Annotated in this window: 16 protein-coding genes; 2 read left to right on the plus strand and 14 right to left on the minus strand. The window is 66.7% G+C overall.

What is annotated here, in order from left to right; genetic code table 11:
* Position 1: 1 nt before the first annotated feature.
* The 3 genes from LDL48_RS26120 to LDL48_RS26130 all read right to left on the minus strand — a co-directional run bounded on the left by LDL48_RS26120 (position 2) and on the right by LDL48_RS26130 (position 1,971).
* Entirely contained in the window at positions 2 to 673 is a 672-nt protein-coding gene (locus LDL48_RS26120; RefSeq protein ID WP_225257866.1) for a PM0498 family protein, read from the minus strand.
* Positions 674 to 679: 6 nt separating this feature from the next.
* Complete coding sequence (locus tag LDL48_RS26125; protein WP_225257867.1) at positions 680 to 1,027, minus strand: hypothetical protein; 348 nt, start codon at positions 1,025 to 1,027, stop codon at positions 680 to 682.
* Between the two features lie 446 nt (positions 1,028 to 1,473).
* Positions 1,474 to 1,971, minus strand: a complete 498-nt coding sequence (locus LDL48_RS26130; protein WP_225257868.1) for a hypothetical protein — start codon at positions 1,969 to 1,971, stop codon at positions 1,474 to 1,476.
* Positions 1,972 to 2,273: 302 nt separating this feature from the next.
* Between LDL48_RS26130 and LDL48_RS26135 the strand changes: the two genes are divergently transcribed.
* Positions 2,274 to 3,308: a DUF6461 domain-containing protein gene (locus LDL48_RS26135; protein ID WP_225257869.1), complete on the plus strand. Its 1,035-nt coding sequence runs from the start codon at positions 2,274 to 2,276 to the stop codon at positions 3,306 to 3,308.
* 296 nt (positions 3,309 to 3,604) lie between these two features.
* Here LDL48_RS26135 and LDL48_RS26140 read toward each other — a convergent pair whose 3' ends face one another.
* Together LDL48_RS26140 and LDL48_RS45140 are read right to left on the minus strand one after the other, a co-directional pair.
* A complete protein-coding gene (locus LDL48_RS26140) occupies positions 3,605 to 4,033 on the minus strand; it encodes an Imm1 family immunity protein (protein ID WP_225257870.1) in 429 nt (142 codons plus the stop codon).
* A gap of 83 nt (positions 4,034 to 4,116) precedes the next feature.
* Positions 4,117 to 4,287 (minus strand): IS3 family transposase, encoded by a 171-nt coding sequence (locus LDL48_RS45140; RefSeq protein WP_225257966.1) that lies wholly within the window; start codon positions 4,285 to 4,287, stop codon positions 4,117 to 4,119.
* An 86-nt stretch (positions 4,288 to 4,373) separates the two neighbouring features.
* Here LDL48_RS45140 and LDL48_RS26150 point away from each other — a divergent pair, with 86 nt between their 5' ends.
* Entirely contained in the window at positions 4,374 to 4,541 is a 168-nt protein-coding gene (locus tag LDL48_RS26150) for a hypothetical protein (protein WP_225257871.1), read from the plus strand.
* Between the two features lie 28 nt (positions 4,542 to 4,569).
* On the opposite strand, the gene LDL48_RS26155 is transcribed toward LDL48_RS26150, so the two are convergent.
* From LDL48_RS26155 to LDL48_RS26190, 9 genes are all read right to left on the minus strand, one after another.
* Positions 4,570 to 4,866 carry an IS3 family transposase gene (locus tag LDL48_RS26155; RefSeq protein ID WP_225257872.1) on the minus strand — a complete coding sequence of 99 codons (297 nt, stop codon included), beginning with the start codon at positions 4,864 to 4,866 and terminating at the stop codon, positions 4,570 to 4,572.
* Positions 4,863 to 5,165 (minus strand): transposase, encoded by a 303-nt coding sequence (locus LDL48_RS26160; RefSeq protein WP_225257873.1) that lies wholly within the window; start codon positions 5,163 to 5,165, stop codon positions 4,863 to 4,865. The genes LDL48_RS26155 and LDL48_RS26160 overlap by 4 nt, the downstream gene beginning before the upstream one ends.
* 671 nt (positions 5,166 to 5,836) lie before the next feature.
* Positions 5,837 to 7,021, minus strand: a complete 1,185-nt coding sequence (locus LDL48_RS26165; RefSeq protein ID WP_225257874.1) for a PQQ-binding-like beta-propeller repeat protein — start codon at positions 7,019 to 7,021, stop codon at positions 5,837 to 5,839.
* A 249-nt stretch (positions 7,022 to 7,270) separates the two neighbouring features.
* Positions 7,271 to 8,095, minus strand: coding sequence for an SRA domain-containing endonuclease (locus tag LDL48_RS26170; protein ID WP_225257875.1), 825 nt, complete (start codon positions 8,093 to 8,095; stop codon positions 7,271 to 7,273).
* Positions 8,096 to 8,673: 578 nt separating this feature from the next.
* Positions 8,674 to 8,958, minus strand: a complete 285-nt coding sequence (locus LDL48_RS43690; protein WP_372472200.1) for a class I SAM-dependent methyltransferase — start codon at positions 8,956 to 8,958, stop codon at positions 8,674 to 8,676.
* Positions 8,955 to 9,104, minus strand: coding sequence for a methyltransferase domain-containing protein (locus LDL48_RS43695; RefSeq protein ID WP_308016494.1), 150 nt, complete (start codon positions 9,102 to 9,104; stop codon positions 8,955 to 8,957). The genes LDL48_RS43690 and LDL48_RS43695 overlap by 4 nt, the downstream gene beginning before the upstream one ends.
* Before the next feature lie 317 nt (positions 9,105 to 9,421).
* Positions 9,422 to 10,279: a hypothetical protein gene (locus LDL48_RS26180; RefSeq protein ID WP_225257876.1), complete on the minus strand. Its 858-nt coding sequence runs from the start codon at positions 10,277 to 10,279 to the stop codon at positions 9,422 to 9,424.
* 624 nt (positions 10,280 to 10,903) lie between these two features.
* Positions 10,904 to 11,440: an SUKH-4 family immunity protein gene (locus tag LDL48_RS44660; RefSeq protein ID WP_225257877.1), complete on the minus strand. Its 537-nt coding sequence runs from the start codon at positions 11,438 to 11,440 to the stop codon at positions 10,904 to 10,906.
* 9 nt (positions 11,441 to 11,449) lie between these two features.
* Entirely contained in the window at positions 11,450 to 15,424 is a 3,975-nt protein-coding gene (locus LDL48_RS26190) for a hypothetical protein (RefSeq protein ID WP_225257878.1), read from the minus strand.
* Positions 15,425 to 15,437: the final 13 nt, after the last annotated feature.

Raw genomic sequence — 15,437 nt, forward strand, 5'->3', positions numbered from 1 at the left:
CTCACGCGGTGGCGGGCTCGATGTCCAGGACGATCATCTTGTCCTCCCGGTAGGCGTCCAGGTCAGGCCTGTTCCAGGACTCGCCCTGCCTGATCTGGTGGAAACGGAACGTTGCGTTCGTGTCGTTGGCAGCGACGATGCAGCGCACTGGGCTGGGGGCGCTGAGCGCGTAGACCAGTCGGCTGAACTGGAGTGCGAAGGCGAAGCCGTGCAACAGCAAGGTCCGCTGGTCACCGTCCGAAATCACCGGAGCGTCATCGACGATGGCAACGTCTACCTGAACAAAGTCTTCGATGTGGAACGAGGTGTCGGCGCATTCCCAGGCTGTCAGATCGTTGAAGATCGACGGCGCGCCTTCGGCCACTCCGACCGAGTCAGCCCAGGTGAGGACCGAGCCCCGGCGTCGGAGGCCGCAGTCTATGCGCTCTTGAAGGCCCGTCGTCAGATCGCCCGGTGCGGCCGTGTATCGCAGAGCACCAATCATCCCGAGTACCTGGGCGGCCGCGTCGTTCACCTTAAGCGTGAGCATGTCGATCATGATCTCATCGCGCTCGGTAACGCCATGGGTATCGGCAGGCGCGACACCCTGCCCTGGGTCGACTTTCGCAGCGCTAACACCGAAGGGGGCGGCGAGTGCACGGATCTGCCGCCGATAATGCGCGTTGACGGACACGGTGGGTCAGGGACAGCTTTCACACCTGATACCAGCGCGCGTGATGTCGCCGCTGCGGACAAGCTCGCGGATCGCTGCGGTCATCACCGCGATGCCGGACTCTGGCACGATAACGTCGTCGACACCCCAGAAGTAGCTGCCATTCGCGACTTCGCCGGCATCCCGCCACACCGATAGGAGTCGTCGGACCTCCTCGACTGTCAAGATGGTCAGTGCCCAGCAGGAGCCGTCGGGCAGGTCGACGAATGCGTCGACGTTCGCCACCGATTCTTCGGTATCGGACTCTGGGTCGAGAAGGAACCGCGCCACGAACGTCGGCTCTTCGACCGTGAAGTATGGACTTGGACTGCTCACCGCCCTCATCATACCGTGCCCTGCCCCATGTGCCCTGCACATCGGCCCACGGCCGCAGCTATTTCATGGACGATTGCTGAAGGTGGGCCAACGTGCTGATCTGCCGCTCTTGGGCGTGCTGGCGTTCATCGTGGATAGTGACGCACGGTGGTGTATGGCTGCCTTTCCCACCTCCGTGAAGGACGTCGCCGCAGGTGAGAAATGGACCGAAGGGGGATGGTTTCTTTCGTCAACCGTGAGATAGTTGGCAGCACAATGCGGGTCGTTCCCGTTTGGGAGATTGAAGAAAGTCGTGTCTCGAAAACGGAGGTCGTATCCAACTAGGTAGGGGGCGCTCGAGGCACTGATCTGCCGCCGTCCCTGCGGCGCTTACAGCAAGTGGAGGCAGTGAACCCCACGCCAGCACTGAGGGCATCTGGGCTCGCCTATCAGCCTGAGAAGCGTGATCAGGGGTCGACCGGTGGGTCGAGGGAGGCCGGTCCCTGGACGGTGCCGGGCATATATCCGGCCGGACGGCGGACAGGCAGCTGAGCGAGGCGCCTTGTCGAGCCGATGACGTGTCTCTTCGCTGAGTTGACGAAGTCCAAACGCACCTCTTCCATGACTGCGGTCACCGCGAACCAGTCGGCCTCCTCGATCACTTGGCCGCGTTCGATTCGCTCGGTCTGTTGCCAGAACACTGCGTCGACCTCGCCAGCTGCGTCAACTACGGCACCATCCGCCACTAGGCTGATCTCCGCGAGCGCGTCATTCCATGCACCCCAATCGACGTCCACTTGATGCTTCCAGTGCCTACGTATCGCGAGCTGGAGACGGGTGGACTCGACCACGATGGCGGCGCACGCATCAACTTGCCGTCCTAGCGCCCACTGTCTTTTCTGGACCTGAGCGGTGACAAGCGCGCCTAGGCTGACACCGAACAGGGCGGCGGATCCGGTGATCACTGCAGGCCACACTGATGGTTCCATCCTCAATCAGCTCCCAACGACCTGAAAGATCGGCCAGCCTGCCCATGTGCGGGCCCATTTGCTGTCTTGCACTACCCAGATGGTGTCACGTCCACCAACCAACGGAGCCAGCCGTTTCATCTGTCATTCCATGATCGTCCAGCGCACTCACAGGCCGCGATTCGAGTGGCCTGTGCGCTGGACGTTTATTGTGCCCGCGATGTTTGCCCTTCGGGCTTGCTCCTGTGTTGATGTAGGAAAACCGCTGGTCATGTCGGTGTCTCGGATACGGTGACTGTGTGCTGGAGCACTACGAGCGGCTGTTGTCGGCGCAGGGGTGGGACTCGGAAGCGTTGTGCTTCACCTACGCCAAGGGTCTCGATGAAGCCGCACTGATCACGGCGTTCGGCGGGGACCCTTCAGCGACGATGCCGCAGGCGGAGTTGTTCGAGACACTGGCCGGTTTCCACTACAGCAAGGTGCCGGCAGCGCTGCTGGTCGCTGACCTGGACGGCTGGTGTCTGGGCATCGAGCCCAACGGCTACCAAGGCAGCCGGCCCGAGGTACTGCGCCGTGCCGCGGTCGGCGGCGCGGCGGTGAGCGTGTACTGGAACGTCAACGCAACCAACGCGTTTAGCTATGCGACCGGTGGCCGTACCGTCGTCGGCTTCGACATGCTGGACCCGCAGTCGCCGTATGGTGCCGACCCGCATCTCCTGGACGCGGAGATGGCCGATTTGCCGTTCGGCGGCGAGATCTTCGAGTCATACGTCGCCGGGCTGGTGCTGGCGGAGCGGGTAACCGGAGTCCGGCTGCCGGCCGACCTGCCGCAACGCGAACTCACCGGCGCTGTGCTGAAGAGGGTTCCGGAGGACCTCGTCCCAGAGCACGGGGTCGGTCACCCGGCGTTGGACGATCCCTTCATCCAGCAGGTACTGGCCACGCCGACCGCGGATAAACTGCGGGCGATCGACGGATTCCTGGCCCAGCTTGTAGCCACGGACTCGGGTGTCATCGAAGAGCCGGAGATTAGAGCGAGCATCGAGGCGTTCCACGACAAAGAGGTACCAGCGGACCTGCGCGACGGACTCCTAGCGGTACAGGAACGCTACCGCGCCACGCACCGCGCCACGCTGCAGCTTCCTGCGACCGATCGAGGCAACGCGCTCGAACTCCTTCACGCGGTGCAGGATGTTGTGGCGGCCCTGCTGCCTGACCAGCGTAGGCGCGGCCGAGACACCATCAACTACCGCAGCTACCAGCTCCGAGACAGCGGCCGGAGCCTCCAAGCCTACGTGTTGCAGCAGTGCGCCGCCCGCGCGAAATACCACTGACCGGCGCCGCCCCGAGCGTCGGGGCAGTCCGGCCCGGGGACTGACCGCGGTGCTACCCGTCGGGCGACACCCGATACAGGTGGGCGCATCGAGGACGGGCGTGGCGGCGTCGCTGTTCGGGTTGACATCGCTGCGGAACGCCCGGCCGGCGGGTCGCGAGAACCTGAGCATCCGAGTTCACCACCGACCGGGCAGCCACGAGGCTACCTTTCGTCAGGTCCCCAATCCCGGTGACGTGGCCTCCGGTGAGCCGTCGACTACGCCACCGCCCGACTACTCAGCCCGCCGCAGGAGTACTACTGCTGCCCATCCCATCGCACACAGGCCGGTCGCTGACCACGGACAACGCAGAACTCCTTCACCGCCCGCCGCACGAGTTCCAGGGGGACCTCAGACCGTCCGGGAAGGTCAGTCCAATGACCGAGGATGAAATAGTCGACGTCGTCGCGGCTGCCCGGCGAACCTACCGTCACCCAGTTGCCCCCAGCGTCCATGAACGTCAGAATGCCGACCTGCAAAGTCCGGTCGACGCCCACCAGCAATTCATGATCAGGGGAACCGGAGAGAAGGGTGTCGCGCTCCAAGGAATGAAGTTGAGCGAGATTCTCATCCTCGGGTCCCGCCAGGAGAGCGTCGATCATCGCATCGACGTCGTCCGGAGAGCGCAGCAACGCAGGCGCCTGTGCGTGCCCTCGTCGGTATCGCGCCTCAACCGTGAAGCTCATCAGCCAACCCGTCGCACGTCTTGGTCCCCCGCTTGTCACCTGGGCTTGACCCGTTTCGACGGACAGGCTCGATGAGTTGATCTTCACGCTACCTTGAGGGCAGGCAGTGGAGCGAGTCTGGTGCCGGCTTCGTAGGCGGCTGGACTGTTGTAGCCGAGGCTGGAGTGCCGGCGGCGGGTGTTGTACCAGCCCTCGATGTACTCGAATGTTGCCTGGTGGGCGGCCTTGCGGGTGGGCCATGCCTGCCGGTGGATGAGTTCGGTTTCAGGGTGGAGAAGAACGACTCAGCGACCGCGTTGTCCCAGCACTGTCCGCGCCGGCCCACGCTCAGGCGTACGCCGTGCCGCTGGGCGAGGCGGGCGTGCTGGGCGCTGATGTGCTGCCCGCGGTCGGAATGAAAAGTGAGACCGTCGGCGGGACGCCGCCGGGCGAGGGCGTCGCTCAGGGCGGCGTCGACCAGGTCGGTTTTGAGACCCCGGCCTGCTGCGCGGCCTGCTCGCAGGCCTGATCGCCGGCCTGCTGGCCGGGATCTTCGCCTACGCCACCGGCGAACCCCACATCTCGCGCATCCGCCGGGCGATGCGTTTGCGGCCGTGCCGCAGCCCGGCGTCGGCGAGCTCGGCATGGATGCGCGGGGCACCGTACGTGCCGTTCGACGCGGCGTGCACCGCAATGATCTGCTCGGGCAGCTGCGCGTCGATGCGGTCCCGGGTGCTCTGCTCGCCGCGGGCGTGCTGGTAGTAGGCGGACCGGGAGACCTTCAACAGCTCGCACGCGCGCTTGACGTTGTGCTTTCCGGCCTGCTCCGCCTCGATGAACGGGTACACGTTCACCGGGTCTCCCTCGCGAAGAAAGCCGTGGCCCGTTTGAGGATGTCGACGTCCTGCTGCAGCCGCCGGTTCTCCGCCCGCAGCCGGGCCAGTTCCACCCGCTCATCCGATGCCAGCCCGTCCGAGCGGGTCCCGGCATCCAGCTCGGCCTGCTTGACCCAAGCCCGCACCGCAGTCTCGGTCAGGTCGAAATCCCTGGCCACTTGCCCGACGGTGCGATTGCCGCGCTGACACAACTCGACGATCTCGGCCTTGAACTCGGGCGTGAACGCCCGCCGCGGCCTCGATCGCTTCTTTCCCACGCTCTCCATAATGCTGGACATCCTCCCGGAGACCCCAGGTCTCCTGATCTTGGATGTCCGTCAAAACGGGGCAGGCCCAACCCAACTCCGCATAGCCAACAGCGGCCGATGCCTCACCGTCAACAATGCCGTCACTAGGACCGCTACCCCACTCACTCAACAATCCTGCGACCACACCAGCAATGGCGCTCATGACCCACACCGACGCCAGCTGAAACCACGTAAGACCAGCCAGAGGAAGGCCCCGGCTCGGTTCGGGCGAGCCGGGCCACCGCACGGTCGTTGCCGTGGGAGCTTGCTGTGCCGGTAGTTGGCACCTGGACCGCACTGAAGAATCCAATCAGCGCGGGCGAGGCTGTCAGCACTTCGGACTCTAGGCTTCTAGCCATACGCACGATACGGCGACGATGCCGTCGAGGGCCTACCGCCCGCTTAATGATCCCGTCGCCTTCGAGCCGCGACCGTTCCTGCCGCCGCAGAGTGCTCACCTCGTTCCCTCCAGCGTGCCGCCCTCTGGCAGGAGGGCGGACGCCGCTGACCTGCGACGGCATGGGAAACGACCAGCGGATCAAGGGAGCACCCGCACGGCGAAGGGCCGGGAGAAGCTGCGCCGGGTGACCATGGCCATGACGTCCCGCTGCGCCAGTCGGCCTCGGACAGGCTCTGCGTCACTACGGGGTGAAGGCCGCGACGGTGGACGCAGCCCTTGTGTAGAGCCTGCCGCCGGCGACTATCACGCCGTAGACGGGTCCGTATGGGATGCCGGAGGCAGCGGTCTTGCCGCTGGACGGCGACAGGATCGAGAGACTGCCGTTATCGGATGTGACGTACAGCAGACCGCCGGCACGAACAAGACCCTCGGGGTCGACGACAGCGCGTGTCCAGGCCAACTTCCCGGTCTTGGCCTGGTATGCGTTGACCCGCCCGGCTGAAGCCACGTAGACCCGGTTCGCGTCGGCGGCCAGGTCACCCGTCTCTCTCTTGACCGTCCAGAGCACCTTGCCGTTCTTCGCGTCGAGCGCGCTCAGGCCAAGCGAGCTGGTCAGATACCACCGATCTCCTGCGGGACTGGCAGCGCTCGGCGTCCAACCCGACCCGAGGGTATACAGCAACGCGCCCGTCTTGGCGGACGCGACGAAGTCAGACCGCCAGTCAGTCGGCCTCAGCAAGACACGGCCGCTCGCGGAAACCGGCCCAGCGAGAACCGTGTTGTCATAGCTCCACACCTGCACGCCGTCGGAAGCGCGGATACCGATGACACCGTGTTCAAAGCCGTCACAGGTGCCGCAGTATCCCGAGGTAATCACCACGCCGGCATCAGCGACGACCGTGTCGACCATCCAGCTTCCGCTGTGGCGCCAGCGCTGCGTCCCGGTCCGCACGTCCAGGGCAGTGACGTACCCGTCGTAGTTGCTGTTGGAGTAACAGTTCGTGTCGGTCACCAGAAGAAGACCGCCGACAACGACAAGCTCCGCGCTGATATAGCTGAAGGAGGTGTTACTCCACAGACGGGCACCGGTCTTGACGTCAAACGCCGCCACCCCGGCTCCGCTGATCATGAACATTCGTCCATCGACCACTCGGGTTGAACCCGGGCTTGCACTGCACCCCGGCTCACCATCCTCCGCGGTGACAGACCACCGAAGCTTCAGCTTCTTGATCGTGCTGGTGTTGATCACCGATTCCTGCGGGTTGTAGTAGGTGTGGCCGGGCCCGTATCCGGCCTGCGCCCACTGCGATGGCGGCGTAGCCGCCGCGGCCGGCGTGACCGGCGTTACGTTGGCCGCTGCGAGGACGGCCGCGGCGGCCATCACCAGGGCTGTTCGCCGGCCGCAGCGTTGTTGACTGTTCGACATGTGTCCCCCGTCGTAGACCTGTGGGAAGAATCGTCACGCCTGTAGGCGGAACCCGGTGGGCAGACACAGCGGCTGCAAGGACAAATGACCGAACGGGCGAACTCGCGCGTGGACCACCAGCATGGGTCCGTGCCGCGGGCCTTCCGAGCAGTTCTGGCACTGCGTAACCGCACCGCCGATACCTAGCTCGTCTCCCCCGCTGAGTCGCTTGGGATGGCTGTACTGGCGACGATGCCGTCGTCACCATATTCACTCGCGAACGAAGACGCCTTTGCCGTTCTCATATACACAGGCGATCTTGCACGCGTGCAGCAGGTCGACGAGGTCGTCGGCGGGGCGTTCCGGTAGAAGCACCGCAAGGCTTGCCGTCTTGGACGGGAGGTGGCGTTGGTAGTCGTACAACTGCCCAATCGCGAGCCGGACGGCGTTGCGGGTAGCGGTCCCCTTCGCTTCGTATAGCTCACCGGCAGTGACGTCAAACAGGTCCGTGAGCAGAGGTCGCAACGTACCGGGCGGTCGAAGCCGGCCACGCTTGACGACATGGCCAAGGCTGGCGAGATGCGTGCGGTAGCGCTCGGACAATTCCGCTTCCCGGCGTTCGGCGGTGCCACCTTGGGTCGGATCACGTTCGAACGATGCGGCTTCTACCTTCTCGACCGGCACCAGCGCACTGGCGCCCGCGGAGACGTCGGCCGCGTGTTCAACCTGCCCCGTTGAGTCGGTGAGGGCCGCTCCCACCGCGCGAAGACGGAACACGACCGCAGACCGCATCTCCTGGTTGCGGTCCACGCCGTCCTCGCGCACGTACGGCAGATCAGGGTCGACTTCGAACTCACCGATGTAGGTATGCAGCTTGCCGCCCTTGCCGGGATCGCTGTGGAAGACGAATAGGTGCAGGCTCCGACCCTGTTCGCGATGGCGCAAGACGGAGCCGTTAAGCCCGGTGATGAGTTGATCACCGTAGTTACCGGTGCCGGTGTAGAGGAAGACCGGCTCATCGTTCTCGTCTGTGGCTGGGCCATCCCAGTGGTAGCCGTACCGAGCTGCTTCAGCAGGATCGGAGTAGATAAACACATTCGGTGTCGTGTCAGACGGGGATGATCCCGCCCTGGATACCACCGCCGAACGCCTGTTTGACCTGCTCACGAGTCCTGATATCGCCCGGCGTCAAACCGATACTTGCCATAGCCAGACCTTACGAGGCCGGTACGACAGTTCTGCAACCACAAGACCACCCCCGTCCAGCCTTACCCGCGCGCAAGGTGCACCGGCAATGGCCCCTACAGCTCGGCGTTGCTCACCCAGCAACCGAGGGCTTAACGAACCTAGATAACGTTCGCGTTCTCCACCTCGACCGACCCCTGATCTACTGTCTGCACCGCAGGAAGGCTGCCTCTGCGCGCAGCACCGCGCTCACCTGCCGGGCCATTTCCCGCGCACGTGTCGGATCACGTCCCACTCACTCGTAAGTCCTCAGCGTCACCGCGCTGGCCGACTCCGCGCCTTCGCGCACTTCGCCGCGATGATCGACGGTCTCGGCGACGGCTACGACGTCGATCTCGACGCGCTGTTCGAGGCCGACCCGAGCGGTCGGGACGACGACGTCTGACCGTTCCCTCCACCGAGTAGTGGTCTGGGATCGCCTGAACGCTCTACCGAGCACTCCCGTCACGCAGGAGAGTCCGAGGTGCAAATGTCAGTAGGAACCGGCCATCCGGGATCTGGACCGTGCAGAACGCCGTACGCATCAACCTGGTCCGCTGCAGGCCGCTATCGGTGATGACCAGGTGCCCGCCCGGCCGCAGCGCCCGGGCCATCGATGCCAGCATCGCCCACGTGACCGCGAGCGGGCACTGATGGAGCTCGAGGCTCGAAACGACGGTGTCCACCGAAGCCGGGCCCAGCAGCTCAGCCACCGCTTCACCCCGGCCGGTCACCCACGCCCGCTCGAGCTGAGGTTCTGGGGCCGGGCCAGCGCCAGCACTTCGGCATCGGGGTCGAAACCGACGATCCGGGCCAGCGGCTTACCGCGGGCCGGCAGCAACGCCAGTGATCCGGTGCCGCAGCCCACGTCGGCGATCACGTCGCGGGACGTGGCGCGACGTGGTCATAGAAGCGGGTCGGAGCCGAACGGCCCAGGGCCGGAGTGAACGATCTCATGCCCGAGTCTCGCCCGCAGATCCTTCCCGGTCTTGAACAAAGCGCTCGCGCCGATCTGCTCGGCGGGCGCCTGCACGCTGGCGCAGCCCCCGTCGATCGGGCTGGTGTCGAACCACCCGGCCAGGCATCAGCGTCGCAACGTAGTCGACGTGGCCTTGCTTGCCCGCGTGGTCCCGTCGGTGGTGCTCGGGTCGGCGTGCCCGTAACCGGCCCGCATCATGCGGTGGGGGCGGCGGGACGTCAGGTGGCGAGTCCACCGTCGCCCAGCAGCTTCTGCGCCAACGCGGAGGGTTTCCGGACCTCGTCGGCCGCCGGGGGCACCTGCGCCCGCACGCCGCCGTAGTCATTTGCCTCGATGGTCCACGGCTCGGCCGAGCCGGGCACCATCACGTTCACCGTGTGGATACGGTCGTGGGAGTCGAGGGTGGCGCGGAACGGCATCGCGTGCACGGCACCGGACAGCGGGTACCGGCGTGCCATTGCACCGATCATCGTCGGGTCCTCCGCCAGGCCGGTGGCGTCGAGGGTGCCGTGGACGATCACTGGGCTGCCCTGGGCGGTACGGACGCGGCTGAGGAGACGTTTCATCCCGACCGCGTCGGGGTCCGTGAAGTTAGGCCCGGTCGTGGGTGTGGACGCGACGACCACCGGCGGCCGCCAGTACTTGCCGCTGGCGAAGTCGTGCACCTCCCGGACCGCCGCGGCCTGCTTCTTCCGGGTGGGGCCGAGGGCTTCCTCCAGCTCCTCCAACCTCCCGAGCAGGTCGTCCCACTTGCCGCCCTGGAGTTCCGTCTTGAGGTATCGCTTGCCGCCGACGATCCGAGCCCGGTGCCAGGCCCGGGCGTCCTTCGTCGTCTCGAGCGAGGTGAGGTCCGCAGTGCCGCTCGGCGCGTGCAGCAGGCCCCTCGTAATCACGTCCTTCGCGTTCACGACGAACCGGTACGAGCCGGTGTCGATGCCGCTCGTCGACGCGGCGAGCGCGGCCATGGCGTCGAAGGGTTTCGTGACGGCGGGTGCGGGACTGCTGGGCTCCGAGCACGCGGCGAGCGGAAGAATCTGCAGGAGCACCACGAAGATCAGCAACCGGCGGAGAATCACCGGCGCATCGTAGACGAACCCGCGGGCCCTGGATCGTGCCGGTGGGCGTCCCGGTCAATGACGGACCCGGTCCGGGCGTGCGGGTCAGAAGGTGGTGTGGACGTGGGCGGCCACGCCGGTGGAGCGGCCCCTGCGCGTCGATGACCCGACCAGGGTGAACGCCGCCGCGCGGCCGGTAGAGCCGGCGGTCCTGACCGTCGCCCAGGGCGAGGCGCAGGAGACCTCGCCGCCCGGTTCGAGACGCGCCGCTCCACACTGGTCAGGCCGTACGTCAGAAAGCAGATGAGTGCCCGCAGTTCCCCAAGTTCAATGGCCTGGCCTGTCGTTGATCACGGTGGACAACCGAGCCGAAGCCATGGCCCGCTCGATCACCGACCCGGACCGGCAGGCGCAGGCGCTGTGTGCGGCAACTAGGGCGAGTGGCGCCGCCGGCGATCCCGACGGGGCCGAGACGGTGACCCCGCTCGATCACCGACCAGTACCAGCAGGCATGGGCGCTGTCCGCGGTAGCTAGGGCGATCGGGTCGAGCCTGTTCCGCTCTGTTGCGGTCGCTCTATGGCAACGTCCTCGTCATCTCGACGGTTAGTCAAGCTCTTCGATAGCACGTCCGAACGAGTGCCTTATTATTCCCCTTGATCAGACATTTCGGGGTCGAAGGTACCCATCTGGACGTCGTAGAAGAAAGCTTCCCAATACGTTTCCTCCCCGATTCCGAAAGCCGTTTCGTCGATGGTCGAGATCGCCAACCGGACCCGGTCGGCGGCCTCGTCCCAGTCTTCAAAATCAGGGGGCGAATAGAACGGGAACATGGTTTGAACAGCTCGGATGCATTCGGAGAAGTGGTCCAGCGTCGCGTTGACGTGTGCTCCTCTGCGACCATCGGGGACGAAGGCGGTTACCACACTTCCAGTTTCGAGATCCACACACATCCGGATAGGTGCCAGTGCAGGACCGCCGAAGGAGACCAGGTCGCTGCCGCCGCCGATCCGTCGCGCGGTTTCGCCGGCCAGATACCTCTTGCGGATGAGGTTTCGTGGTACTCCAGGCTGGCGGAGTCGTTCAGCCAGCCACGGTGGTACGTCCGGTTCCGCCGGCACGCTGACGAGTTCGAAGGACAACCCGCCTCCGGCATTATCAAACTCACTATCTGTCACAGGCACGGTGAGATCCTACCGTAGCAGCATAAGTTGTCGGATCGCCTTCTTGAGGGCGGCGGTTGTTTCTTTCCTAATTGCGTTTCGCCTCGCAACGTCGGCGTGGTTCCATTCGAAGGACCAAGTCACCTCTACGGGGTATCCGAGCCTCTCGATTGCTTTCTGGCAACCGCTCGTGGCGCAGGGAGCGCGCTCCGAATACAGGCGCAGGATGCGAACCCCTTCGGCCATCTGGATCAGATATATCTCGGCGTGCTCGTCGTTGTCAGACCTTGCCGTAATGATTCTGCCATTGGACAGTTCAGCTGCTGCGTAGTTGCCACCCTTCGCGAGACCGCTTGGGTCGGTGAGGCGTCGGTGGTGTACGGCCCGGACGAGGTCGTCGGCGGTGTCGAAATAGTCGACCCATCGCCCGATTTCGCACCCGGCCGGGTTGGGTGTCATAGCCGACCGGCTCATGCCTGTGGCGGCGGTGAGTGCACCGGCAGGGCCGGTGCACGGTCGGTTCACCACGCTGCGGGCGAGGTTGGCGTCGATGGCCTTGCGGGGGACGATGACCCGCTCGATGACGGCGGGGATACGGATGCGGTTGAGGGTCCCCTTGAGTAGTCCCATACCAGCCGTGCCGCCGCTGACGCCGCCGGCGGCGGAGCCGATGAGGGAGCCTTCGACCCATGCTCCGTAGAGGCCGCCGATGCCCATGCTGACTTCGGCGCCGCCGGCGATGGACAGGGCGGTGGCGCACAGCGCGGCGCAGGCGGCGCCGAGGGCGAGTAGTTCGACGGCGAGGCCGGTCGCGGCCGACACGGTCAACCAGGCGCTGAAGAGGAGCCCGCCGGCGACGAGGAGGTCCCAGGACCGGTTCGTCATGAAGTTCGGGTTGAACGTGTCGGCGACGCAGCTGCGGTAGTAGGTGCTGTCAATCTGGGCGAACTTGTTGCAGAACTGCTTGTTCAGCGTGGCCCGGGCGAGTTTGATGTCCGCGGGGTCGAAGACCTTGCGGCAGTTCTTCAACAGATCCGGGGTGTGCCAGGAGCCCTTGTAGCAGTCGATGAACTGCTGATCCAGTGCCTGTCGCCGTTCGGAGGCGATCATGTCGCTGGTGATTTTCTCGGCGGCTCGGTAGGCGGCGCGAGCTTCCGCGGCGTTTCTGCCGGCGGCCAATGCCGATGCCTGGGCTCGTTTCGCGGCGCTGACGGCCCGGCCGGCGTCGCGTTTGGCCTGTTCGTAAGAGTCGCGGGCGGCGGCGGCGGACTGGTTCGCGTCGGCCGCTGCCTTGTTCGCCACGTCGGCGGCCCGCGCCGCGGTACGCGCGGAACTGACAGCCTCGATCGCGGAGTTCTCGGCCTTACGTGCGGCTTCGTCGGCCTGGTTGGCGTACCGGACGGCGTTCTCCGCGGATCTGACGGCCTTGTCCGCCCACTGTTGGGCCTGCTCGGCCCAGCCGCGTGCGCGGGCAGCCACGGCCTGGGCCTGCTCGGCGTGTTGGGTGGCGGTCGTCGCCGCGCTGAGCCCGCGGGCGAGCAGCGCGAGCATCTCCTGGTTGTGGACGTCAGCGTCGGCGTCGTTCTGCGCGGCGGTGTACCAGCCGGTGGTGACGAAGGTGTGCAAAGAGCCGGGGGCGCCGTCCAACGCGTTCTGCGCGGCCGCTTTGAGTTCCGGGCCACTTTCCGGGTCGGCCAGCATCCGGTTGGCCTTGATCCGGTCGTCGTGGTAAGCCGCATGGAACTGGCCGGTGGACAGGAACGCACGGAGGTCCTCGTCGGAACCGTCGAGGGCCTCCTGCGCCTGCCGCGCGGTGGCGACGTTGTCCGCCTCCTGCGCCTTGCTGAGAATCCGGACGACCGAGAGGCGGTCGTCGGTGGACCGCTGGGGATAGTCCTGCTCGCGCAGGAACCGTGCGACCTCGGCATCGGAGGAGTCGAGGGCGGCCTTGGCGGCCAGTTGCATACCCGGTGTGCCGGTCTGCAGCAGTGTGGTCACGGTGGCCCGATCGTCACGGGCCGCGGCCACGTCGACGCCGACACGGATGAACTCCACAACGTCGTCGTCCGTGCCGCCGAGCGCGGCGAGGGCCTCCTGCTGAGTGGCGGGGCCGGCGGTCTGGCTGAGAGTGAGCGCCACCTTACGGGCGCTGAGCACGGCCACGGCGGGGTCCGTTACCGGGTTGCGCACCTCGGCGATGAGCCGGTTGGTCTCGGCGCTGCGTTTCGTGGCTTCCTGCGCGTCCCACTCGGCGCGGGCCTGATAGGCCTCGTAGGCGGCCAGTTCGGTGCGGGCGGCCTCAGCTCCCTCCTCGGCTGCCACGGCCAGTCGATCGGCCTCGGCGGCACGTGCGACCTCGTACACCTTGTAGGCGTTGTTGGCGGCGGTCACCGCCTGTTCGGCTGCCTTCGACGCGGCAGCGGCGGCGTCGGTCGAGGCCTGCGCGGCGCGCGTGGCGTCACCAGCGTGGTCGGCCGCTTGCAGGGCGGCCGCCGCAGCGGCGTTGGCGTCGACCGCCGCGGCTTCCGCAGCGACGCGGGCGTTACCGGCGCCCTGCAACGCCGCCTCCGCGAATCGCAAGGATGCGGCCGCGGCCCGGTTCGCACGCGCGGCCCGGTTACGGGCTCGGTGCGCCGCTGCCTCAGCCTCGCGTACGTTGGCGCCGGTGGCCCGGGCCAACGCGAGGGCTTGCTGGGCGGCGTTGACGGCGTTGGCGGAGTCGATGCTCGCGGCGGTCGACGCCCGAGCGGCGTTGATCGCCTCGCGGGCGGCCTCTTCGGTGCGGCCCACGGCGTAGGCGGCGTCCTGCGACAGTTTCGCGGTGACCCGCGCGTTCTCCGCCAGAGCCCGGGCAGCCGCGCTCTTGTCCTCGTTGACGGCCGCGTCCGCGGCCGCTTTGTAGGCCCGGTTGGCGGCATTGCGGGTCATCGCGGCGGTAGCCGCCGCTCGCGAGGCCGCCGCCGCGGCCGCCCGGGACGCGGCCACGGCCTCGTGCGCGGCGTCAATCGCCTGTGCAGCCGCGTCCGCGGCCTTACTCGCGGCGTCGGCGGCTCGGGCAGCCGCGTCGGCGGCCTTTTCGGCGTTGCCCTTGGCGGCCTCCATGGCCGCCAGCGCGTCTTGGGCGGCTCCCTTGGAGGCCGCCGCGGACGTCGCCGCCTGAGCCGCCTTCTCCTTGGCGGTTCGGGTAAACACTGCAGCGTCCGCGCTGGCTCGCTGCGCGACGCTGACCAAGTCGGAAATGGTGGTCGCCTCGTCGTCGCGGGCAGCCGCGACAGCGTGCTGAGTGTCGAGGAAGTACGTCAGGGCATCGGTGTCGTCCGCGTCGAGTGCCCGCTGCGCCAAGCGCCGGACGTTGGAGTTTTCAGGAGCCTTGGCCAGGATCTGCACGACCTTGAGCCGCTGATCGGTTTCGAACGGCGTGCGCCATCCCGACGCCAGGAAGGTGTCCAGCGGCCCCGCGGGTTCGACATCGACATCGTTAATTCCCTCGATGTCGGCAAGGTCGTCCGGGTCGGGGTCCGGCAGGATGGCGGTGTCCGCGTCGAGCGCCTTCTGCGCCGCCACGCGCACAGTCGGGCCACCGGCCGCAAGGAGTTGATTGACCCGCACACGTGCGTCCGTGCGAGTGGCCTCCTGCCACCCCGTCGTGAGGAAACCGCGCACATCGTCGCTGTCGAGCGCCCTCTGCGCGGCAGACCGCACCGCAGGGCCACCCCTGGCCAGCATGCGGGTCACCGTCAGCCGGTCGTCCACCGCCTGCAGCGTCTCCGCCCGGTCCAGGAACGCCCGCACGTCGTCGTCGGAGCCGAGCAAGGCCCGTTCGGCGGCCGGGGCAAGCAGCGTTCCCCCGTTCTTCCACATCCGCACGACCGCGTCGCGGTCGACCGGTGCGACCGGGTCCGCCGCCTGAGCCGCCGGAGGAACCCAGACCAAGTTGATCGCCACGGCCGCGGCGGCAGCGAGCGCCATACCGCGTACCCGGAACACCCTGCGCGCCATCGTCATCCCCCGCATCCCG

The organism is Jidongwangia harbinensis (assembly GCF_020216025.1).
Classification (GTDB): Bacteria; Actinomycetota; Actinomycetes; order Mycobacteriales; family Micromonosporaceae; genus Actinoplanes; species Actinoplanes harbinensis.